Raw genomic sequence first — 21,000 nt, 5'->3', positions numbered from 1 at the left:
CCGAACGGTGCCCGTGCCGCGCGCAGCGCGGCCACGCCCCAAGGCCCGGAGATGCCTGTGGCATCGATGAGCGAGGGGGAGCCCCCGCTAGAGTGTCGGCACCTCGCCGGACAACACGCGCGCGAACAGCGCCGCATCCACATTGCCGCCGCTCAGCACCAGCCCGACCTTGCGCCCCTGCATCCGCGCCCGCTCCTGCCTCAGCGCCGCAAGACCCGCCGCACCGGCGCCCTCGGCCACATTGTGCGTCGCGGTGAAATAGAGCCGCATCGCCTCGGCAATCTCCGCCTCGCTCACCGCGACGACCCGGTCGGCACCGCGCGAATAGATATCGAAGGCCGCCTGCACCGGCACCCGCACGGCCATCCCGTCGGCGATGGTCCGGGCCGAGTTGGTCTCCACCAGGGTGCCAGCCTCCACCGAGAGCTTGGCACAGGGCGCCTCTTCCGCCACCACGGCCACGATCTCGGTCGCCAGTCCCAGCGCATCCCGGGCAAGGATCGTCCCGCAGATCCCCGACCCGCAGCCAATGGGCACGTAGACCGTGTCGAGATCCCGCAGCGCGCTGAACAGCTCGAAGCCATAGGTGGCCACACCGCGCACCAGTTCCTCGTGAAAGGGTGGCACAATCTCCAGCCCCTCCTCGGCGGCAACGCGGAACGCCTCTTCCTTCGCCATGTCGAAATCCGACCCATGTACCACGAGATCGGCCCCGAACGCCTTCATGGCGGCGTTCTTTTCCACCGAATTGCCCTCCGGAACGTAGACCAGCGCCCGCAGTCCCGACGCGGTGGCTGCCCGCGCCTGGCTCTGCCCGTGGTTGCCGCGGGTCGCGGTGCAGATCCCCGGAACCCCGGGCCGGCTGCGCTTCAGCCAGTCGATAAACGTGATCCCGCCGCGCACCTTGAAAGCCCCGGTGGGGGCGTGATTCTCGTGTTTCACCCAGACCTCGGCCCCGGTTGCCTCGCTCAGGAGCGGCCAGTGATGATGCGGTGTGGGGGGCATCCGCGCGTGAACGAGGGCTGCGGCGGCCTCCAGCTCGGGAACGGTGAAACGCATGGGCGACTCCTGTGGGAAACGCCGGCAGCCAATCACTCCGCGCCTTCCTGGGCAAGGGCCGTTCCTCAGCGGCAGAACGTCCCCATGCCGGTTGAGGCACAGCGGACCGGCCGCCCGTACTGGTCCTCGAAACGTCCAGAGCCAAAGACCTTTTCCTCGATCTTCAGGCCCGGGTTGTGGTGGACCACCCGCCCGTAGACATCCGAGCTGCGCCCGGGCCCGTAGGCATTGTTGGTCACGATTCGCGGGTTTGTGTTCGGCACCCTGTCGCGCGGATCCCAGTCGGGGTTCAACGACTGCGGCGCCACAGGCCCGGGCGTTCCCGCAACCGTCCGTCCGGCGGATACCGCCGGCGCGCGCCTGCCCGTCTCGATGGCGAGGGACTGCTCCAGTCCGGGATCGGGCGCGGCGCAACCGGCAAGCACCAGCGCGCAGATCGCTCCCAACCACTTCGGCATCTGATCCTCTCCAATATCCATTCCTGAAACCTAGCACTGCGGGTTTGACAAACCACCCCCCCAAGGGCCCCATGCAGAGCACGCCTCCCGCGTCCGAACCACCCGGCGCGTACTTCCAACGCCCGGCACGCTGCGCGGGTCGATGCTGCCAAACCTGCCCGCCACGGGCGCACGCCCTGCGCCCCGGAATCCGCCACACCGAGAGGACCCTGCCATGCCCCACGATCCCGGCCCCGCCTTCCGCGCCCTGCACCGCCGCGGCGATCCCTTCATTCTTGCCAATGCCTGGGACGTGGGCTCGGCCCGGCTGCTGGCCGGACTCGGCGCGCCGGCCGTGGGCACCTCTTCGGCCGCGCATGCCTTCACGCTCGGCCGCCCCGACGGCGGCACGGTCACCCGGGACGAGGCGCTGGCCCATGCCGCCGACCTGGTCGCGGCAGTGAATGTTCCCGTGTCCGGTGATTTCGAGAACGGCTTCGGCGACGATCCGGAGACCGTGGCGGACACAGTTCGGCTCGCTGCCGAGGCCGGGTTGGCCGGGATCTGCATCGAGGACATCGCCTTTCCAGCCGGCACCGCCTACGCGTTCGACCTGGCTGTCGAACGGATCGCGGCCGCCGCTGCCGCCGCCCGCGCGTTGCCCCGCGATTTCTTCCTTCTGGCCCGTGCCGACGGAATCATGACGGGCGATTATGCACAGGACGAGGCTTTGCGGAGGATCCGGGCCTTCGACGAGGCTGGTGCGGACGGGCTCTACGTGCCCTTGCCGGAGACGCTGGAAGACCTTGCGGATATCTGCGCCGCGACCGAAAAACCTGTCAATGCGCTTGCCGCAGGTCCGTTCACGGCCGTCTCGCGCCAGAGTTTCGCGCAGATCGGCGTGGCGCGAATCTCGCTTGGGTCCTCACTGGCGCGGGCCACCCACCGGCTGATGGCCGATGTCAGCCGCGCCATGTTCGCAGAGGGCGATTTCACCCCGCTCGGGCAGTCGATCGACAGCGGCACCGTGGCCGCGCTGATGGACCGTGGCAGCGCATGAGCCAGGCTCTGGACAGAGCCCGTCCGGATCGGCAGAAACCACCGCCAAAGGGAGGATCGGAATGGAAGTGAGCAACGCGAAGGTCATCGTTACCGGCGGGGCGTCGGGACTTGGCCGTGCCACGGCGGAGGGGTTTCTGGATGCGGGTGCGGCGGTCACCGTGTTCGACCTTGCTGGGGAGGCGCCCGACGGCGCGGGGTTCCGCAAGGTGGACGTGACCGACCCGGAGGCCGCGGCAGCCGCCATCGACAGTGCCGCCGAGACGATGGGCGGGTTGAGCGTGGCGGTGAACTGTGCCGGAATCGCAACCGGGGAGAAGACCCTTGGCCGCGACGGCCCGCATTCCTACGAGGGTTTCCAGCGGACCGTGACCATCAACCTGCTGGGCAGTTTCAACATCGCCCGGCTCGCGGCCGCGAAGATGGCGCGCAACGCCCCGAATGAGGATGAGGAGCGGGGCGTGATCATCAACACCGCCTCCATCGCCGCATTCGAGGGGCAGAAGGGTCAGGCGGCCTACAGCGCGTCGAAGGCGGGCATCGCGGGGCTGTCGCTGCCGATGGCGCGGGACCTTGCGCGCGACGGAATTCGCGTCATGGCCATTGCGCCGGGTATTTTCTTGACCCCGATGCTCATGAGCCTGCCACAGGAGGTGCAGGACGGGCTTGCCGCCGACGTGACCTTCCCAAAACGTCTGGGCGACCCGCGCGAGTTCTGCGCGCTGGCCCGGTTCATCGTCGCCTGCCCCTACCTCAACGGAACGACGATCCGGCTGGACGGCGCCCTGCGGATGCAGTGAACCAGAGAACCCGAAGCACCCGTCGCGCCGACCAGTGGCTAAATTCAACCGACCGGATCGTGCCGAGGAGGGCTCGGCAATCGGCCACCTTGCCCATCGCCACACCGGTTCGACCCGCTGGGGGCGCTGTGAAGTCGTCCGGCACAGGCGGTCGTTCTGCGGCCTGCCCGAACGGCGAAGGGGCCCCGCAACTGCGGAGCCCCTTGTCATCGTTCGTGAGTGGTTGGGTCAGCCGATCATGCCACGGCCGGGGCCGTAGGTTTCCTCGTAGTGGCGGGCCAGTCGGGCGAGGCCGATGCGCAGCACGATCTTGCCCGAACGGGCCGACCATCCCATGGTCTTCTCGGTGGCTTCCAGCCCTTCAAGGAAGCAGCAACACCGCAACACCATGTCGCCGAGTCCTGGCCCAAGCTCATAGAGTGCGGCCTCAACCCGCTTGCGGGCGCCTTCGGGACCGGACAGCGGGTCGCCACCGCCAAAGCCGCCCCGGGTGCCGGCTGTCAGAAACCGCTCCCAGTTCTGGGTGACGCGCGGCCCCATCTGGGCCAGTTCGAAATCCTCGCGCAGGCGCTCGGCCGCGGCCACCTGTTCGGGCTCCAGGAAGGGCGTTCCATCCTTGTCGCGGCGCCGGGCCAATGACACGACGGGGCTTTCGGCCATGTTGTAGCGTACCCGGCGCGGACGGCGCGTTTCGTCCTCCTCCAGCACGACCTTGTGGCCCCATTCCCGGTGCTGGTCGCCGAAGGGCATCGGTGCCTCGGCAAAACCCTGCCGGCCGACGCTGTCCTCGCTGATCATCCGCTTGAGCGCCGAACGCCCGGAGGAGGTGATCCCATAGGTTGTCACCCGGCCCGCGCTCTTGCAGCTGATCCATTCCTTCAGCGCAAAGGCCTGTGCGACATGGCGGTCGACAACGGCCGTGCGGTTGGTGCCGCCTTCAGGCATTTCCCGAAGCACGGCGGCCTTGTCCATGTCCGGCGCGACGGCCAGCATTGCGCCGGGTTCGGCCATGCGGCGCAGGACACGGCGTCCCTCCCGCGCGATCGTGGCCTCGTCACAGACCGTTCGCGGTGCATCGGCAGGCGTGAAGTGGGCGGTCATATGGTCGATCTCCTCAGGTCCGGGGCGTTCCGATTGCTCGGTCCTGAAATGCACCTCCCCCAGCCGGGACAGGATCTCGTCGACCAGCGGATCGTCACGCCGCTGTTCGAACCGCCGGATACGGCGCAGGATCGTCGAGGCATGGCACCCCTCGGCCCGGGCGACCTCACGTATCGAGAGCCCCTGCTCGGTGTGCCGTAGGTAATGCATCGCGGCCTCTGGAACCCATCCGGGCAACCCGCCCGCCAGATCTTCTTTCAATTGGCCATCCATGCTGCCCCCTTGACGTCTCCTGTTCACCGTTTCCGTGTGATCCTTGCCCCACCTAGGGACGATATGGTTACCCACAGGTTAATTTCAGAACCTGTGGACAGAATTGTTGAAAATTCGCAAACAATTCTAAGTACTGCGCGCGGTCTTTTCCACAGAATCGCAACAGCGACCAAACCTGTGCCACGGTTTCGCCACATTCACGGAGAGACCTGACATGACCGACTTCATCCAAGCCCTAGGCGCGCTGCGCCGCCCTCGCCTGCTGATCCGCGCGGCGCGCCATGGTATTGGCGAGTACAACCACAGCCGAGATTTCAAGCGGGTGATGCGCAGCGACAGCACCCCTGCCCCGGAACGCGCGGTGCGAAAGCTCATGGATGCCGAAGCCGAGCTTGATCGGCGCCGGCGGGAAGGGGATGCCAGCTATTCACCCTCCCGCCATGTGGAGATCATGATCGCCCTGATGGCAGAGGCGCGGAGCCTCCTGCGGGGCCCCATGGCCGCGTGACGCCGCACGCGACGGAGCCTGCCAGCCCCGTCGCCCCCAATCGTGTTTCCCTCGACTTGCGCGGCCTCGTCAGAGTGCCGCGCCTTTTTTCAGGCACCCGCCTCTGCATCATCCCGCCCGGGCACTGCCTGCGCCTTTGGCGTACGTTTCGACAGTTTCAGCCAGATACCGTCCCTGGAGCGCAGCGTCAGGTGCGCGATCGGCACCGCCGGCCGATCCTGCACCAGCTCGAACCGGTAGGCACGCACCAGCATCGACAGGATCAGCGGACCTTCCAGCATGGCGAAGGCCGCGCCGGGGCAGACCCTCGGCCCTGCCGAGAACGGAATGTAGGCGTCCCGCATGGACGCCTTGCCCTCCGGCGTGGAAAACCGGTGCGGGCAGAACTCGTCCGGGCGATCCCAGATCCTGGTATGCCGGTGCATGTACCAGCTGCTGACGATGATCTGGCTGCCGGTCTTGATATCGCGCTCTCGGAAGGTTTCCGGGCAGGTTGTCTCCCGCACCATGTTGGGCACCGGCGGATAAAGCCGCAGTGTCTCGCGGAAAACATCGCGGGACAGTTTCAACCGGCTCACGACCGAGAACCGCGGCGCGTCCATTTCGATCTCGGCCTCGGCCTCCGCCGCGATCCTGTCTTGCCACTCCGGGTAGAGCGCCAGCATGTAGAGCGACCACGCCAGTGCCGACGCGCTCGTTTCGTGCCCGGCGAGGAAAAAGATGGACACCTGGTCTACCATTTCCTCGGTATCGAAACAGGCTCCGGTCTCCGGATCGGGCGTCGTCATCAGCTTTGTCGCAAGGTCATCGGGCGCGGTCCCGGCGGCGATTTCCGCGCTCCGCCGCGCGGCGATCTGGCGGATCAGCGCCCGGATACGCTCCGCCGCGCGCCGCGACCGCCGGGTCAGGAAACTCGGCAACCATTTCGCACGCGGAAAGAAGGTCGCGGTATTGGCCAGCGGCATGGAGCGTTGGTAATCGCGGAACTCCTCGAACACACCGGCGGCCACCTTGTCGGTGATCGGCAGCGAAAACAGGGTACGGAATATGACGTCGGCGGCCACGTGGGAGGTCATCGCCTCCACCTCGACCGGCGAGTCGCCCGCCTGCGCCTCCAGCCGCTCCATCGCGGCGACGGCACAATCCCACATCATCGGGAAGACCTCCCGCAGGCGCCCCCCCTCGAAGGCCGGATCGACGATGCGGCGCTGGTGCAACCAATCCTCCCCGCTCGACAGGAACAGCGAGTTTCCCAGCAGCGACGTCAGCCCGTCCCGGATCCGGGTCGATTTGGGAAACCGCGTCAGGCTGTTGTCCAGCACGGTTTTCACGAGATCGGGTTGGTTCAGCAGGTAGGTCCGGAACAGCGGCGTCCGGAATTCCGCCATCCACGCACCATACAGGCGTTCGGGCTGGGCAGAGAGCACGTCGCGCCGAAACATCAGCGCGTGCCTGAGCAGCGACACGTTCTTCGGACGGGACCGTGGTTTGGGCGGTAACGTGGTCATGGCGCCTGTCTGGATAGCCGCAATCTGCTTCCAACTGGTTGACCTGTTGCGCCTTTCCGCAAGCAGAGCAAGTGAATGTACAGATGGCGCGGCAATTCGTGCCAGCGATCAGACGGGCCGCGACACGGGGAAGGCGGCGCGGCATCTACGCCTTGGTGCAACCGCAGGGCACGCGCGCCGGGCCGTCCAGTGTGGTCGCGAAAGCGGGTTCCTGCGCCATCCGGTCACCGGCTCGGGGCCGTCCGGTCTCGGCTCTAGACGAAGGCGTCGGCCTCCGCGGCCTTGCGTTGCGCAACGAAGGCGTCCAGCTCTTCGCGAACAGCCGGGTCCAGCACCGGTTCTTGGTATTCCGACAACAGGCGCGCGACACGTTCACCCGCCAGCGCCATCGTGTCCCGCGCGCCCTCTTCTTCCCAGGTCTCGTAGGGCTTGTAATCCAGCAACTCGGACCGCCAGAACGCCTCCTTGAAGTTTCGCTGGGTATGGCCGCAGCCAAGGTAGTGCCCGCCCGGCCCGACCTCCCGGATCGCGTCCATGGCCTGCGCTTCCGCGTCGGCGCTCACCCCTTCGCCGAGCCGGTGCAGCACGCCAAGCTGGTCGGCATCCATGACGAATTTCTCGAACGAAGCGACCAGCCCGCCCTCCAGCCAGCCACAGGCATGCAACATGAAGTTCACGCCTGAATAGAGCCCTGCATTCAGGGAATTGGCGGTCTCGTAGGCGGCCTGTGCATCGGGAAGCTTGGAGCCGTTGAACGACCCGGCCGAGCGGTAGGGCAGACCCAGACGCCGCGCAAGCTGGCCCGCGCCATGTGTGATCTGCGCGGCCTCCGGCGTGCCGAACGTGGGGGCGCCGGAGTTCATGTCGATCGAGGTCACGAAAGCGCCCATGATCACCGGCGCGCCGGCCCGGATCAGTTGGGAATAGGCAACGCCGGCCAGCACCTCCGCCAACACCTGGGTCAGCGTACCAACGACAGAGACCGGCGCCATCGCACCACCGACGATAAAGGGCGATATAATGCAGGCCTGGTTGGCGGTCGCGTAGACTTCGAGCGCGCCCATCATCGTGGCATCGAAGGTCAGCGGCGAATTGATGTTGATGAGCGAGGTCATCACCGTGCGGTCGTTCAACCCGCCGAACAGAATCTCGCACATCGCGACGGAATCGCTGGCCCGAACGGGTTCGGTGACCGAGCCCATGAAGGGCTTGTCCGATAGCGTCATATGCGCGTGCAGCATATCGAGATGCCGCTTGTTCACGGCGATATCGGTGGGCTCGCAGACCGTGCCCCCCGAATGGTGCAGCCATTTCGACATGTAGCCGAGCTTCACGAAGTTCCTGAAATCCTCAATCGTGGCATAGCGGCGCCCGCCTTGCAGGTCGCGGACGAAGGGCGGGCCGTAGACCGGGGCCAGCACCAGCTTGCGACCGCCGATTTCGACCGAACGCTCCGGGTTGCGGGCATGCTGTACAAAGGACGACGGCGCCGTTTCGCAGAGTTTTCGTGCCAGGCCACGCGGGATGCGAACACGCTCCCCGTCGACATCCGCACCGGCGGCCTTCCACCGTTCCAGGGCGGCGGGGTTCTCGACGAAGGCGACGCCAATCTCCTCCAGCACCGTCTCCGCATTGTATTCTATGATCTCCAGCGTCTCGTCCGAGAGCATGTTCATGTCGGGGATATTGCGGTCGATGACCTTGGCGCAGTCGATCCTGAGCGCCGTCCGCTCTGCCCGGCGAGCCGCACCGCCGCCGCCACGTCCGCGCCGCCGTGCCTTCTCTTCCGCCATGTCACCCTCCTGAGCGTTTTCCGTCCCTGCGTTCGGATTTAGCCCGGGCGCGCGCATTCTTCCGCCGCGATTTGCGGCGCTTGCGGGGGAAAAGCGACATTGCATCACAGATGACGTCAGGAACGCGAGGGGGCCTCTGCCTGTCCTGTCATGTCCAGCACCACGGCCCCCGCCCGATGACGAGACTCGACCTTGGCATGGGCCTCGGTGATCTGCGAAAGTTGAAACACCTCGTCGATCACCGGACGCAAGCTTCCCTCGGCGATCATCTCCGTGAGGGCATCGAGGTCTTCGCGCCGGTCGCCGTTGACCCCGATCACCACCTTCGGACCCCGGCGGAACCGGTTGGTGAGCGCGGCAAAGAGGGTCGCCCAGTCCATATTGAGCGCCACGAACCGCCCGTCGGAGGCGAGCGCCTTTCGCGCCTCGCTCGGGGTGCTGACGCCGACGGGGTCGAGGATCACGTCCCATGTCTGACCGCTGTCGGCGAAATCCTCGGTCCGGTAGTCCAGCACCGTCTGTGCGCCGAGATCCCGCGCGAGTGCTGCATTCGCGGCACTGGTAACACCATCGACCCTGGCGCCAAGCGCCCGCGCGATCTGCACAGCGTAGGCTCCGACGCCGCCGGTCGCGCCAAGGATCAGCACCCTCTCGCCCGGCTTCAGCTTCGCGAAGTCTCGCAGGAAGACCAGCGCCGCCAGCGCGCCGAAGGGAAGCGCCGCAGCCTCACGAGCCGACAGCGACGCCGGCCTTGGCACAATGGCTGCCCCGGCATCCATCACCAGATATTCCGCATGCGCACCGATTCCACTGAACCCGTACACCGGATCACCCGGCTGAAATTCCGTCACCCCGTCGCCCACGGCATCGATCCGCCCGGCGAAGTCCCCGCCCAGCACCGGCTTGCGTGGCCGGCGCAGGCCGAACATCAGCCGTCCCGGCAACCATGTGAAGGAGGGGAAGGCCGCCGCGCGAAGCCGCCAGTCCGCCGTCGTCACCGAGCTTGCCTCCACCCGCACCCGGACTTGCCCCGGCCCCGGCTCCGGGCGCGCGATCTCCTCGATTTTCAGGACCTCCGGTCCGCCGTATTTCCTGTAGGTCGCTGCACGCATCACGCCGTCTCCTGTTTCCTGCCGTCGGGTTACCCCATGCAGCATCATCGTGAATATTGACCAAATCCGGCGATGTGGTATGCATTTTTGCATGGACTGGACATCCGTGACCTTCGACGGGAACCGCGCCCGGGCCTTTCTTGTGACCGCCGAGGAAGGGTCGCTCTCTGCGGCGGCGCGAGCGCTCGGGATGAGCCAACCGACGCTGGGACGGCAGGTCTCCGCGCTTGAGGAGGAGTTGGGCCTTGCCCTGTTCGAGCGGGACGGGCGCGGGCTGAGCCTCACCCCTGCGGGTATGGACCTGCTGGACCATGTCCGGCAGATGGGCCAGGCCGCAACCCGCCTGTCGCTGTCTGCCTCGGGCCAGTCGCGGCAGATCGAGGGGCCGATCTGCCTGACCGCCAGCGACATCTATGCCGCCTATCGCCTGCCCCGCATCGTCACAAGGCTGCGCCGCCTGCATCCGGGCATCCAGGTTGAAATCGTCGCCTCCAACGCCGTGTCCGACCTGCGCCGCCGGGAGGCGGATATCGCCATCCGCAACACCCGACCCGAGGACCCCGCGCTCATTGCTCGCAAGGTCGCGGACGACACCGCGCGTTTCTATGCCACCCCCGCGTATCTTGAAACCCTGCCGCACCCGATCACGCCTGAGACGCTGCGCCAGGCCGCCTTTGTCGGCTTCGATCACGGGCCGCGCTACATGGAACAGCTCGCCGGTGTCGGGCTCGACCTCTGTCCCGAGAACTTCCCGCTGATTACGGGCGACCACGTGGTGCAATGGCAGCTTGTGCGTGAAGGGGCGGCCATCGGTGTCGTGCCGACCTCGCTGGGGGACAGCGACCCGGCCGTGACCCGGGTTTTGCCTGACATGGAACCGATCACCTTTCCAGTCTGGCTGGTGGCGCACCGTGACCTTGCCACGTCGCTTCGGGTTCGCACGGTCTTCGACCTGCTGGCAGAAGAGCTAGCCAGCGGCTGATCCGCCCTCTGCCGTGACCTCGCGCGCACGGGCTGCCAACCTCCGCGCCTGGTCGCATGTCGAGGGAGCGCAGCGCCGGAGGCCCGCCGCAACGCACCGACCCGACATGTTGCAGGCAGGGTACGGGACCACGACACGACCTCATGGCACTGGCTCGGCACTGGCATACGCCCCCAAATGCGCCACGCCGTCGTCCCGAGCACGATGGATTCCTCCGCCGAGTCCGCCAAGCCGGGGTTGTCACCGGCACGGCCCCGGCCTAATGGTCCCGCATGACCAGCCAAGCCCATGACCGCCTTCTCATTATCGACTTTGGCTCGCAGGTGACGCAGCTCATTGCCCGCCGCCTGCGCGAGCTGAACGTCTATTGCGAAATCCACCCCTACCAGAAGGTGGATGCCGCCTTCATCGAGGCCATGGGGCCGAAGGCCGTGATCCTCTCCGGTGGCCCGGACAGCGTCACGCGAGAGGGCAGCCCGCGCGCCCCGCAGGCACTGTTCGACATGGGTTTGCCGATCCTCGGGATCTGCTACGGGCAGCAGGCCATGATGCAACAGTTGGGCGGGCGCGTGGAATCCGGTCACGGCACAGCCGAGTTCGGCCGCGCCTATGTCACTCCGACGCAAACCCGGCTCGACCTTCTCGAAGGCTGGTTCGAGGCTGACCGGGAACAGGTCTGGATGTCCCACGGCGACCACGTGAGCAAGATCGCACCGGGGTTCGAAGTCTTCGGAACCTCCCCCAACGCGCCCTTCGCCATCATCGCCGACCCGGCCCGCCATTTCTACGCGGTTCAGTTCCACCCCGAGGTGCACCACACGCCAAACGGCGCAAAACTCTACGAGAATTTCGTGAGGCTCGCCGGTTTCAAGGGCGACTGGACCATGGGCGCTTACCGCGAGGAAGCCATCGCCCGCATACGGGAACAGGTCGGCGACAAGAAGGTGATCTGCGGCCTTTCGGGCGGCGTGGACAGCTCCGTCACCGCGATCCTGCTGCACGAGGCCATCGGCGACCAGTTGACCTGCGTCTTCGTCGACCATGGCCTGCTGCGCAAGAACGAGGCCACGGAAGTCGTCGCGATGTTCCGCGACAACTATAACATCCAGCTGATCCACGCCGATGAAACCGAACTTTTCCTCGGCGAACTCGACGGCCAGTCGGACCCGGAGACCAAGCGCAAGATCATCGGCAAGCTCTTTATCGACGTGTTTCAGAAACACGCCGACACGATTCAGGATGCCGAGTTCCTGGCGCAGGGTACGCTCTACCCCGACGTGATTGAATCGGTCTCCTTCTCCGGTGGCCCCTCCGTCACCATCAAGTCGCACCACAATGTTGGCGGCCTGCCCGAGAAGATGGGCCTGAAACTGGTCGAACCGCTGCGGGAGCTGTTCAAGGACGAGGTTCGCGCGCTTGGCCGCGAGCTTGGCCTGCCGCAGAGCTTCATCGGCCGCCACCCCTTCCCCGGTCCCGGCCTTGCCATCCGCTGTCCCGGCGAGATCACCCGCGAAAAGCTCGACATCCTTCGGGAGGCCGATGCGGTCTATATCGACCAGATCCGCAAGCACGGTCTCTATGACGAGATCTGGCAGGCCTTCGTCGCCATCCTCCCGGTTCGTACGGTGGGCGTGATGGGCGACGGGCGGACCTATGATTTTGCCTGCGCCCTGCGCGCGGTGACGTCCGTCGACGGCATGACCGCCGACTACTATCCCTTTACCCACGAGTTCCTGGGCGAGACGGCGACGCGGATCATCAACGAGGTGCCGGGGATCAACCGGGTCACCTATGACATCACGTCCAAACCGCCGGGAACGATCGAATGGGAGTGAGCCTCTCCGGCCACATCGATATCCCCGCCGACCGGCTGCAGGAGATCGCGGCGGCCCTTCCCGAACACATCCGCCTGACACGTGCCGAGCCCGGATGCGTGCATTTTGACGTGACGCCGGATGCCGATGTGCCCGGGCGCTACATCGTGTCCGAACGGTTCGCATCGCGCGCCGCTTTCGAGGCCCACCAGGCGCGGACACGGGCTTCGGACTGGGGGCGGATCAGCGCCGGGATTCCACGCCATTTCGAAATCTCCGAGGACGGGGAATGACCGCGACCCTGCGAACCGCCGCCTGGATGATGGCCGCTGTCGGTTCCTTTTCCACCATGGCTGTCGCGGGACGCGCCGTCTCGCTGGAACATGACACGTTCGAGATCCTGCTCTACCGGTCGATCTTCAGCTTCCTGCTGGTGCTGACGATTGGCGGGATGGCGGGCAGCCTTCGGCAGGTGAACACGCAAAACCTCGGGTTGCACCTGCTGCGCAACCTGTTCCACTTCACCGGGCAGAACCTCTGGTTCTACGCGCTTGCGCTGATCCCGCTGGCACAGGTCATCGCGCTGGAATTCACCACCCCGATATGGGTCGCGCTCATGGCGCCGCTGGTTCTCGGCGAGCGTCTGACGCCAATGCGGATGATGGCGATCCTCTTGGGCTTCGTGGGCGTGCTGATCATCGTGCGGCCCGAACTCGGCGGCATCAGCCCGCCCATGCTTGCCGCCCTCGCCTCCGCCATCGGCTTTGCCGGCACGGCCATCGCGACCCGCAAGCTCACCCGCACCGCTTCCACGACGTGCATCCTTTTCTGGCTGACACTGATGCAAGCCGTCATGGGCCTGATCTGCGCCGGCGCCGACGGTGATGTAACGCTGCCATCGGCCCGCGCAGTGCCCTGGCTGGCAATCATCGGTGCCTCGGGGCTGTCTGCGCATTTCTGCCTGACGAAGGCGCTGTCGCTGTCTCCGGCGGGTGTCGTCATGCCGATGGATTTCCTGCGTCTGCCGGTTCTCGCACTGGTCGGATTGCTGCTCTACGACGAGCCGCTGGACCTGCTGGTGATTCTCGGCGCGGGAATCATCCTTTTTGCCAACTGGATGAATCTGCGGGGCGGCGGGCGCGTATTCCTAAAGAAAACAACGTGAACAACGCTCAAAAGTGATGCACCTGTCGCATCCTGCCGAAGTGAATTTTGTGACCCAGCGTAAAAATTGACCTGAATGAAAACCAATTCGTAGGGTCTGCGTCACAACAATGTCACCAAGTATCGCGCCGGGGCCTTCCCCGGCGCCAACTCACTCAAGGGACGAGGACGTATGAACAAGCTTTTGACCAGCGTTTCAGTCATGGTGCTGACGGCTGGGGGAGCCACCGCAGGTGGATTGGACCGCACGGGACAACCGATCCAGGCACTGTTCGAAGCCGGCGGAGAATCCGGCGGCTATGCCGAACTGGCGTTTGGACGCACCATCCCGCGTGTCTCCGGCGAGGGCGTGGGGATCGGCGCGGTCGGACTGCCAGCGGGAACCAAGTACGACAGTGTCGCGGAATCCTTCAATTCCGTCGGCGGCGCGGTGAAAATGAACTTCTCGGACCAATGGTCCGGCGCGCTGATCTATGACCAATCCTATGGCTCGGACGTCGTCTACCCCGGCGACATGGCTTCCACCGAGCTTGGCGGCACCTCCGCCATCGCCGACGGCGATTCGCTCACCGCCTACCTGCGCTACAAGTTCAACGATCGCTGGAGCGCCCATGGTGGCCTCCGCCTGCAGCGCATCAAGGGGGACATCGGCCTGTCCGGTCTCGCCTACGGATTGCCGGAAGCCACTGCGCAGGCTGCCTTCGCCGCGAACATGTCCGCCGCACAGGCCGCCGCCGCTGCCGGTGACCTTGCCGCCGCAGCAGAGTTCCAGGCTGCCGCAACCACCGCCGCAGGCACCGTGAACGGCTATTCCGTCACGCTCGAGGACAGCACCGCTCTGGGCTGGGTCATCGGCGGCGCCTACGAGATCCCGGAAATCGCCGCCCGGGTCTCCCTGACCTACAATTCCGAAATCTCGCACAACGTGAAGATGAAAGAATCCGGCCCCGATGTGATCGTCGGCGTCGACCCAACCACCGGCGCGCCCATCATCGTCCCGGCACTCGACGGCGAAGACGACGTCGAGGTGAAGTCGCCGCAGTCGGTGAACCTGGAGTTCCGCACCGGCATTGCCGCCGACACCCTGCTCTTCGGCTCGATCCGCTGGGTCGACTGGTCCGAGTTCCGGATAGACCCCACGAATTTCACCAACTACACCGGTGGCGGCCTCGTGGACCTTGAGGACACAACCACATACGCGCTTGGCCTCGGCCGCCGCTTCAACGAGCAGTGGGCCGGGTCGTTTGCCGTCAGCTATGAGGCTGCCGGCGACAATCTGGTGTCGCCGCTTGCGCCCTCCACCGGCCTCTGGGCGCTGGCGATCGGCGCTTCGTACACGGTCGATGCCTTCTCCATCACCGGCGGTGTGCGCCACACCTGGCTGGGCGACGCCAAGCCAGAGACCGGAACCCCCGACGTGGCTCGCGCCAATTTCGAGGGCAACAACGCAACCAGCTTCGGCATTCGTGTCGGATACAATTTCTGATCCACGCACCACTCACAATTTCCTGGATCGGATTGGCCCCGTCCCGCCGGACGGGGCCTGTTTTTTAGGCAAACGCGCGATTCTGCCGGGGTGAAACCGGAAACCGCCCGACATCGGATGGGCGCGCCCTCGGGCGGCGGATATGTTGGGCAGGACCCACGCGGGACCACCCCGCACCCGCACCAATCCGAGAGCCGCATGAAAGAACTGACCCCGACGACCCTTCGCCCGCCGTTTGCCCGTTATGCCCATGGCGTGGAGATCCCCGCCGGTCACCGTTTGATCCAGACCTCCGGGCAGCTGGGAATCGACGCGCAGGACGCCATTCCCCCCGACGCCTACGATCAGGCGATGATCTGTTTTGGCAACATTGCGGAGATCCTCGGCGCCGGTGGAATGTCGGCGGCGGATGTGGCGCATATCTCTGCCTATGTGACCGGCCGGGAGCACATGGCAGGCTACATGAAGGCGCGCGATGCATTCATGGCCCAGACGGGCCGTTTGCCGAGCTCGACCCTTCTCATCGTTTCCGGCTTCACCCGCCCCGAGTTCGTGGTGGAAGTCGAGGTGCTTGCGGCGGCGGTGTAAGGTGCCGATGGCCTTGCGGCTCCGCCCCGGATAGTTGCGCCATTGCAGACACGGCAAGCGATGACAGCGCCACGCGGGCGCGTGGCGCGAAGGCTCTGTGGAATGGCGTGGAAAGCGCAGATACCCTCCGCCGGTGCCGCCCGCCCGGGCACGGCAAAGGGTCACTCCTCCAGGTCCCCGTCCACCTCCGACACCAAACATGGCACGTCGCCGACGGATTCAACCGGGCCGCTCTGCCAGCAACTCTTCCGGACAGAATGCAATGGCCCACGACTGCTCGACGTGCTTCGTCACCATCGGTACGGGCTCCGCCGGTCCTTCGATCGCGGCGGTCAGGCATGATCAAAGGCCCCTCCTGCACATGTCTCGCCCATCCCCGACACCGAGCTTGCCGCGGCGCGGACAGTTTCGGCTGGGACGCTCTGCCAGCATCCCCACCGGACAAAGAAAGATCTGCCCACGGCCGCCCCCAATGCTTCGTCACCTTCGACGCGGACTCCGCGTAGTACCCGCGCTGCCGCATGTAGGCGCCGCCAATGACGGCGGTCAGCTATGACCAAACGCCTCTCCTCCGCACTTTTCGTCTATCCCCGGCCCCGGGCATGGCACGCCGCGGACGATCTCGGCTGGGGCGCTCAGCGAGCATCTCCGCCGCGCAGAGCGGAGGCGCCCTCGACCGTCTCACATGGTTCGTCACCATCGTTGCGGCTTCAGCGCGAAGCGGGCTGGGCCGCCATGTCCGGCGACGGACTTGCGAGCAACCGCCCCCACCGCGAACCGATGAACCGGGCGGCGCCCTTGCGGCATCCGGCCTCCGGGCCACAATCCCGCTGGAACACCGCGCGCGCGCCCGCTACCACTTGGCCCATGACCTACCTGCCCCGCCTGTATGCCTCCGCCGACGCCTGGGCCGCCGCGCCCGAGAAACGCCTGATGCTTTTTGGCATGTCGGGGCTGGGCAAGACCCATGTCTCGAACATGCTGCGCGGACATGGCGACTGGTTTCACTACTCGGTCGATTACCGCATCGGCACCCGCTACATGGGCGAGCTTATCGCGGACGAGTTCAAACGCGAGGCGATGAAAGTGCCGCCCCTGCGGGCGCTCCTGATGTCGGATTCGATCTACATCGGGTCCAATATCACCTTCGACAACCTTGCCCCGCTCTCCAACTACCTTGGCAAACCCGGCGACCCGTCACGGGCGGGGCTGAGCCTTGCGGAATATCGCAAGCGGCAGGACCAGCACCACGACGCCGAACGCGCGGCCCTGCTCGATGCGCCGCATTTTGCCAGGCGGGCCGGCGATATCTACGGCTACCCGCATTTCGTCTGCGATTCCGGCGGGTCGATCTGCGAAGTGGTAGACCCGAACGACCCCAAAGACCCGATCCTGCGGACACTCGCGGAAACGATGCTGCTGGTCTGGATCAAGGGCACCGATGACCACAGCGACGAACTCGTGCGGCGCTTCGAACGGGCGCCCAAACCGATGTGCTACCGCGACAGCTTCCTGATGGAATGCTGGGGTGACTTCCTTGCCGAACAGGATGTCGGCGAAGCGGAGGTCGATCCCGATGCCTTCGTCCGTTTTGCCTATCGCCGCGCCATGGCGGCTCGCCAACCGGCCTATGCCGCGATGGCCAGAAACTGGGGCGTGACGGTCACCGCCGAAGAGGTCGCCGCCGCGAACAGCCCCGCCAGTTTCGAGGCACTCGTGGCCACCGCCCTTGAGCGCGCGGCCTGATCGCCCTATCTCAGACGTTCCCAACCGCGAGAAACCCGATGCCCATCAAGATGCCATCCACCCTGCCCGCCTATGACGTTCTGCAGAACGAAGGCGTGATGGTCATGGGCGAAGGCCGGGCCGCGCGTCAGGATATCCGGGCGCTCAGGATCGCGTTGCTGAACCTGATGCCCAAGAAGATCCAGACAGAGACGCAGTTCGCCCGGCTCATCGGCGCGACGCCTCTCCAGATCGATCTTCACCTGATCCGGATCTCGTCCCACGAGACCAAGAACACTGCCGCCGAGCATATGGCGGAGTTCTACAAGCCCTGGAACGAGATACGGGACGAGAAGTTCGACGGGCTGATCATCACCGGCGCTCCGGTCGAGCATCTTCCTTTTGAAGCAGTGACTTACTGGGAAGAGCTCACGCAGATATTCGACTGGACGCAGACCAATGTGCATTCCACCTTCGGCGTCTGCTGGGGCGGCATGGCGATGATCAACCATTTCCACGGCGTGCCCAAGCACATGCTGGCGCAGAAGGCATTCGGCTGCTTCCGGCACCAGAACCTCGCCCCCGCCTCTCCCTATCTGCGCGGGTTTTCCGACGACCTGCTGATGCCAGTGTCGCGCTGGACCGAGATGCGTCAGGACGAGGTCGAGGCCGTCCCGGCACTGATCCCGCTCATCGGCTCGGACGAGGTCGGCCCGGCGCTGATCGAGGACCCCGAACACCGTGCGCTCTACATGTTCAACCACTTCGAATATGACAGCGGCACGCTGAAGGAGGAGTATGACCGGGATGTTGCGGCCTCGAAGGCGATCAACGTGCCGGTGAACTACTACCCCGACGACGACCCACAGAACGTGCCCACCAACCGCTGGCGTAGCCACGCGCATCTGCTCTACGGCAACTGGATCAACGAGATCTACCAGTCCACGCCGTTCAACCTGGATGCGATCGGCACCGGTCACTGGTAGGTCATGGCGCGCCGCGCAGCCGACCTTTACCCGCCCACGGGACGGTTGCTCGATATCGGCGGACAGCAGGTGCACGTGCATGAGGAAGGCGCGGGCCCGGTCGTGATCCTGACCCACGGGGCCAATGGAAACACCCGCGACTTCACCTGGGACCTCGTCCCGCGCATGGTGGATCGATACCGGGTGATCGCTTTCGATCGGCCCGGGCTCGGTCATTCCCAACCGCTCGAAACCGGAGGCGACAGCCCGGCCGAACAGGCTGCGGTGCTCGATGCGGCTGCGGCACGGCTGGGCGTGCAGCGCGCGGTGGTTGTCGGACATTCCTACGGCGCGTCCGTTGCAATGGCATGGGCCCTGGACCACCCCGAGCGCGTCGGCGCCGTTGTCTCGCTGGCCGGGGCAACGATGCCCTGGCCGGGAGAACTGGGGCCGTGGTACCGCATCGCATCCAACCGGGTCGGGGCGGCGATCGTCGTGCCGCTCGTGGCGGCGCTGTTGCCCCGCGCCCTTGCCCACCGCTCTGTCGGATCTGTCTTCGCCCCGCAACCGGCGCCGGATGGCTATGCGGAGCACATCGGCATCGACCTGACACTCCGGTCCGTGAGCCTGCGCGCCAATGCCCGGCAGGTGGGCGGGCTCAAACCCCATGTCACGGAGATGGCCCGGCGCTACCCGGCGCTCGACCTGCCGGTGGAATTGCTGCATGGCACCGCCGACACCATCGTTCCGATCCAGGTGCATGCGCGTCCGCTGAGCAAACTGTTGCCCGACGCAACACTTACCGAATTGGAGGGCGTCGGCCACATGCCGCATCACGTCGACCCGTCGGCAACGCTTGCGGCCATTGATCGCGCGGCCGGCAGGGCCGGATTGCGCTGACCCGGTCGCGCCGACATACTGTCCCGCGATCAAGAGGGTAAGAAAGACATGTCCAAGCTGCCGTTCGATGGTGCCATCAGCACGTTCTACAAGAAGCATGCCCCGGAGCATGTTCGGGAAGCCATCGCAAAGGCCAATGGCAAGCCGATCCTGAACGAGAGCTATCCCTATGACTCTCGCATGGATCGCAAGGAATATGACGAGACCCTCGCCAAGCTGCAGATCGAACTGGTGAAGCTTCAGGCCTGGGCGCAGAAGTCGGGCGAACGGATCGCCGTTGTCTTCGAGGGGCGCGACACAGCCGGCAAGGGCGGCGCCATCAAGCGGTTCATGGAACACATGAACCCGCGATCCGCCCGCGTGGTTGCCCTGTCCGCACCGACCAGCCGCGAGGCAAAGCAATGGTATTTCCAACGCTACGTGGAACAGATGCCCGCCGGCGGCGAGATCTGCCTCTTTGACCGGTCCTGGTACAACCGGGGCGTGGTGGAAAAGGTGTTCGGATTCTGCACCGACGCCCAACGTCAGGCCTTCTTCAAGCAGCTTCCGGATTTCGAGAAACTGCTGGTCGAGGATGGAATCCGGTTGTTCAAGATCTGGCTCAACATATCCCAGGCCGAACAGCTCAACCGGATGCTGTCGCGGGAGCACGACCCCCTGAAGCAGTGGAAACTCAGCCAGATCGACGTGGACGGGCTGAACTATTGGGACGAGTATTCGGAGGCGATCTCTGAGACACTGCACCTCACGCATGAGATCTACGCGCCCTGGACCGTGATCCGGGCCGACGACAAGCGACGCGCACGCATTGCCAGCATTCGGCTGGTGCTGAGCCAGATCGACTATGCTGGCAAGAAGGAAAAGATCGTCGGCACCCCGGACTCGCTCATCTGCGGAGGTCCTGCCCTGATTCATGCCTAAGAAACGGGGCTATCATCACGGCAATCTGCGCCAGGCGCTTGTCGACGCCGCGCTGGACCTGATCGATGCAAAGGGCCCGCAGGGTTTCACCCTGTCCGAGGCAGCCAAGGCGGCCGGTGTGACCCCGGCCGCGGTCTATCGCCATTTCCAGGGGCGAGAGGACCTGATAGCGGAGGTCGCGCGGCAAGGCTTCGAGATTTTCGCGGACCTTATGGAGTTTGCCTTCGACAAGGGTCAACCCTCGGCGCTGGCGAGTTTCGAGGCCACGGGCCGGGCGTACCTCGCCTTTGCGATGAAATACCCCGGTCACTACAAGGCGATGTTCGAAAGCGGCCTGTCGGTGAACCGCACGCCGGAGCTGGCGGCGGCGGCAACACGCTCCAAGCTGGTTCTGGAGCGTGCCGCGCAGGAATTGTCCGAGCATATCCCGCCCGAGAAACGCCCGCCGGCGCAGATGGTCTCGGCCCATATCTGGTCGATGTCCCACGGTGTCGTGGAGCTCTATGCACGGGGTGTCCCCGGTGGCCGCGCCCCCTTTCCGCCCGAGGATCTGTTGGAGACCGGTATCGGGATCTACCTGCGCGGGCTCGGGCTGCTCCCAAGGGACGAGTAGCGCCCACGACGTCGGGCGAGGCGAAATCGGCGGGCGCACAGTCCCGCTCTCCTGCGCCTGTCCTCGACCACAGGCCGTTCCGGACACTCGGAGCCTTGGGCTATGGCGCGGGCACACCGCCGGGACCTGATCCGATGACGGGCGAACCGATGCGCCGGACGTGCCATCAGACGAGGGATAATCGCCCCGGTT

The 21,000-nt window shown here is 65.6% G+C and carries 20 protein-coding genes; 14 read left to right on the top strand and 6 right to left on the bottom strand.

Features of this window, described 5'->3' with window-relative positions:
* Positions 1–87: 87 nt before the first annotated feature.
* Together CLV78_RS01965 and CLV78_RS01960 are read right to left on the bottom strand one after the other, a co-directional pair.
* On the bottom strand, positions 88–1,059 hold the full coding sequence (locus CLV78_RS01965; protein ID WP_106203084.1) for a threonine dehydratase: 972 nt from the start codon (positions 1,057–1,059) through the stop codon (positions 88–90).
* 65 nt (positions 1,060–1,124) lie between these two features.
* Positions 1,125–1,517 carry a hypothetical protein gene (locus CLV78_RS01960; RefSeq protein WP_106203083.1) on the bottom strand — a complete coding sequence of 131 codons (393 nt, stop codon included), beginning with the start codon at positions 1,515–1,517 and terminating at the stop codon, positions 1,125–1,127.
* Positions 1,518–1,731: 214 nt separating this feature from the next.
* Here CLV78_RS01960 and CLV78_RS01955 point away from each other — a divergent pair, with 214 nt between their 5' ends.
* Positions 1,732–2,556, top strand: coding sequence for an isocitrate lyase/PEP mutase family protein (locus tag CLV78_RS01955; RefSeq protein ID WP_106203082.1), 825 nt, complete (start codon positions 1,732–1,734; stop codon positions 2,554–2,556).
* A gap of 61 nt (positions 2,557–2,617) precedes the next feature.
* Positions 2,618–3,355, top strand: a complete 738-nt coding sequence (locus tag CLV78_RS01950; protein WP_106203081.1) for an SDR family NAD(P)-dependent oxidoreductase — start codon at positions 2,618–2,620, stop codon at positions 3,353–3,355.
* A gap of 228 nt (positions 3,356–3,583) precedes the next feature.
* Here the strand turns inward: CLV78_RS01950 and CLV78_RS01945 are convergent, their stop codons facing one another.
* Complete coding sequence (locus CLV78_RS01945) at positions 3,584–4,666, bottom strand: DUF6456 domain-containing protein (protein ID WP_245924804.1); 1,083 nt, start codon at positions 4,664–4,666, stop codon at positions 3,584–3,586.
* A 277-nt stretch (positions 4,667–4,943) separates the two neighbouring features.
* Here CLV78_RS01945 and CLV78_RS01940 point away from each other — a divergent pair, with 277 nt between their 5' ends.
* Positions 4,944–5,237 carry a DUF6477 family protein gene (locus CLV78_RS01940; RefSeq protein WP_106203079.1) on the top strand — a complete coding sequence of 98 codons (294 nt, stop codon included), beginning with the start codon at positions 4,944–4,946 and terminating at the stop codon, positions 5,235–5,237.
* An 89-nt stretch (positions 5,238–5,326) separates the two neighbouring features.
* Here the strand turns inward: CLV78_RS01940 and CLV78_RS01935 are convergent, their stop codons facing one another.
* The 3 genes from CLV78_RS01935 to CLV78_RS01925 all read right to left on the bottom strand — a co-directional run bounded on the left by CLV78_RS01935 (position 5,327) and on the right by CLV78_RS01925 (position 9,650).
* Entirely contained in the window at positions 5,327–6,745 is a 1,419-nt protein-coding gene (locus CLV78_RS01935) for a cytochrome P450 (protein ID WP_106203078.1), read from the bottom strand.
* 254 nt (positions 6,746–6,999) lie between these two features.
* Complete coding sequence (locus CLV78_RS01930) at positions 7,000–8,538, bottom strand: trimethylamine methyltransferase family protein (RefSeq protein ID WP_106203077.1); 1,539 nt, start codon at positions 8,536–8,538, stop codon at positions 7,000–7,002.
* A 116-nt stretch (positions 8,539–8,654) separates the two neighbouring features.
* Positions 8,655–9,650, bottom strand: coding sequence for an NAD(P)-dependent alcohol dehydrogenase (locus CLV78_RS01925; protein WP_146136620.1), 996 nt, complete (start codon positions 9,648–9,650; stop codon positions 8,655–8,657).
* Positions 9,651–9,741: 91 nt separating this feature from the next.
* Here CLV78_RS01925 and CLV78_RS01915 point away from each other — a divergent pair, with 91 nt between their 5' ends.
* From CLV78_RS01915 to CLV78_RS01865, 11 genes are all read left to right on the top strand, one after another.
* A complete protein-coding gene (locus tag CLV78_RS01915) occupies positions 9,742–10,632 on the top strand; it encodes a LysR family transcriptional regulator (RefSeq protein WP_106203720.1) in 891 nt (296 codons plus the stop codon).
* A 272-nt stretch (positions 10,633–10,904) separates the two neighbouring features.
* Complete coding sequence (gene guaA / locus CLV78_RS01910) at positions 10,905–12,467, top strand: glutamine-hydrolyzing GMP synthase (protein ID WP_106203075.1); 1,563 nt, start codon at positions 10,905–10,907, stop codon at positions 12,465–12,467.
* Positions 12,458–12,739 (top strand): putative quinol monooxygenase, encoded by a 282-nt coding sequence (locus CLV78_RS01905; RefSeq protein ID WP_106203074.1) that lies wholly within the window; start codon positions 12,458–12,460, stop codon positions 12,737–12,739. Before guaA ends, CLV78_RS01905 begins: the two co-directional genes overlap by 10 nt.
* Positions 12,736–13,611, top strand: a complete 876-nt coding sequence (locus CLV78_RS01900) for a DMT family transporter (RefSeq protein WP_106203073.1) — start codon at positions 12,736–12,738, stop codon at positions 13,609–13,611. Before CLV78_RS01905 ends, CLV78_RS01900 begins: the two co-directional genes overlap by 4 nt.
* 171 nt (positions 13,612–13,782) lie before the next feature.
* On the top strand, positions 13,783–15,096 hold the full coding sequence (locus CLV78_RS01895; RefSeq protein WP_106203072.1) for an OmpP1/FadL family transporter: 1,314 nt from the start codon (positions 13,783–13,785) through the stop codon (positions 15,094–15,096).
* Positions 15,097–15,294: 198 nt separating this feature from the next.
* Positions 15,295–15,684, top strand: a complete 390-nt coding sequence (locus CLV78_RS01890) for a RidA family protein (RefSeq protein ID WP_106203719.1) — start codon at positions 15,295–15,297, stop codon at positions 15,682–15,684.
* 867 nt (positions 15,685–16,551) lie between these two features.
* Complete coding sequence (locus CLV78_RS01885) at positions 16,552–17,430, top strand: ATPase (protein ID WP_106203071.1); 879 nt, start codon at positions 16,552–16,554, stop codon at positions 17,428–17,430.
* A gap of 38 nt (positions 17,431–17,468) precedes the next feature.
* Positions 17,469–18,395: a homoserine O-acetyltransferase MetA gene (gene metA, locus CLV78_RS01880; protein ID WP_106203070.1), complete on the top strand. Its 927-nt coding sequence runs from the start codon at positions 17,469–17,471 to the stop codon at positions 18,393–18,395.
* 3 nt (positions 18,396–18,398) lie between these two features.
* A complete protein-coding gene (locus CLV78_RS01875; RefSeq protein ID WP_106203069.1) occupies positions 18,399–19,274 on the top strand; it encodes an alpha/beta fold hydrolase in 876 nt (291 codons plus the stop codon).
* A gap of 48 nt (positions 19,275–19,322) precedes the next feature.
* Positions 19,323–20,195 (top strand): polyphosphate kinase 2, encoded by an 873-nt coding sequence (gene ppk2, locus CLV78_RS01870; RefSeq protein ID WP_106203068.1) that lies wholly within the window; start codon positions 19,323–19,325, stop codon positions 20,193–20,195.
* Positions 20,188–20,808, top strand: coding sequence for a TetR/AcrR family transcriptional regulator (locus CLV78_RS01865; RefSeq protein WP_106203067.1), 621 nt, complete (start codon positions 20,188–20,190; stop codon positions 20,806–20,808). The genes ppk2 and CLV78_RS01865 overlap by 8 nt, the downstream gene beginning before the upstream one ends.
* Positions 20,809–21,000: the final 192 nt, after the last annotated feature.

The sequence above is a fragment of the Aliiruegeria haliotis genome, from assembly GCF_003003255.1.
Classification (GTDB): Bacteria; Pseudomonadota; Alphaproteobacteria; order Rhodobacterales; family Rhodobacteraceae; genus Tropicimonas; species Tropicimonas haliotis.
Note: the sequence above shows the minus strand (reverse complement) of the source record. Positions and strands in the feature narration are given on the sequence as shown.